This is a genomic window from Falsiroseomonas sp. RANM36 (genome assembly GCF_056682175.1).
The window spans coordinates 1-1427 of the sequence record NZ_JBWXTD010000034.1; the positions used below are offsets into that span (position 1 = coordinate 1).

The 1427-nt window shown below is 69.9% G+C and carries 1 protein-coding gene; it reads left to right on the forward strand.

Going from position 1 to position 1427, the window contains the following annotated elements; all coding sequences use genetic code 11:
* The first annotated feature begins 715 nt into the window (after positions 1 to 715).
* Positions 716 to 1312 (forward strand): PEP-CTERM sorting domain-containing protein, encoded by a 597-nt coding sequence (locus AC1MIR_RS27715; protein WP_480031395.1) that lies wholly within the window; start codon positions 716 to 718, stop codon positions 1310 to 1312.
* Positions 1313 to 1427 lie beyond the last annotated feature (115 nt).

The window sequence follows — 1427 nt, forward strand, 5'->3', positions numbered from 1 at the left end:
GGGGCGGGGCGGGGGGGGGGGGGGGCGGGGGGGGCCGCGCGGGGCGGGGGGGCCCCGGGGGGGGGGGGGGGGGGGGGGGGGGGGGGGGTCCCGGCGCGGGCGCGGCGGCGACGGCTTGCGGCGATGGCGTCTCATCCTTGTTCACTGGTCCCCGTTCGTGAGTCGCCGCCAGAATGTCAGGATGCTGTATCGGTGGCGCCGCCCGGCTGGCCGCGCGCGCCGGGGCAGCACGTTCCGGGCCTGCCGGCGGGCGATCGGCGACCGGCGCTGGCCTGGGGCGACGGTGGCCCGTGTCGGAACCTCAGCAACCCAGGCGTGTATCATTAAACGATACCTATGTCGGGTTAGTTTACAGATCGAGCCCTGCGGTGCGGCGTCGCCGTGGCTCGGAAATCCCACGGAAACCGTCATGTTCCGGGGGGGGGCGGCGCCGCCATGTGCCGGTGTCGCGCCGGCCTGTTCCCGCGGCGGGCGTCGGGCGGCGGCAGCAGCCTGCTTCGCTGGAGGCGCGCCAAGCCGCTGATTCAATTACCGAAAATGAACGCAACGCCGTTGCGTGGCTTCTACCCTGTCGGGAAATTTGACAGCGCCGACCCGCGCCAGGCGTGCAAGACATACTAACGTCTTCATTTGCTTACATCTTCCGCTCTGGCATGCAACTTGCGTGACATTGTGCGTGAGTGTGATGAGGAGTGCGGCAATGAAAAAATCGTTGATGGCTATGGCGCTGTTGGGCGGCTTCGGCTTCGCCGGGCAGGCGCAGGCGGCGCTGGTCGAGATCGGCGTGTTCAGCGGCAACGACTGCGGCGGCCAGGGTGGTTTCTCCAACTGCTATGCCACGCAGAGCGGCACGCAGCAGGGCAACTCCACCGACCCGGCCGACAAGGCCTCCCCGACGATCTACAAGCGGAACTCGTCGAACAACCAGCCGACCGGCAGCCAGGACTTCGGCAGCTACCCGACCATCGACGGCAGCGAGTTCGTGATCAACTACACGGCTGCGACGAACACGCTGAGCTTCACCTACACGCCGAACGACGTGGGCGACCCAGCCATCCACTATGTGGCGGTGAAGCAGGCGAACGGTTTCGTCCTGTTCTACGACTCGGAGGAGATCTACTCCGGCAGCTTCTCGCTGAACACGTGGTTCGCCAGAAATCCGGGCTGGTCGCATATCACCTTCTTCGACACGGGCCGCATCACCCCGCCGCCGCCGATCGATCCGGTGCCGGAGCCGATGTCGCTGGCGCTGTTCGGCCTCGGCCTTGCTGGCCTGGGTGCGGTCAGCCGGCGCCGGAAGGCGAAGGCCTGATCCGCCTCGGCTGAGACAGCCGCCTCCCCGGAAGGGGGGGGGGGGGGGGGGGGGGGGGGGGGGGGGGGGGGGGGGGGGGGCGGGGGCGGGGCGCGCGCCGGGCGGGGCCCGGCGC

What these genes read in the sequence shown, in the direction of transcription:
- AC1MIR_RS27715 (WP_480031395.1), top strand. Translation starts at nt 716, where the DNA reads ATGGCTATGGCGCTGTTGGGCGGCTTCGGCTTCGCCGGGCAGGCGCAG.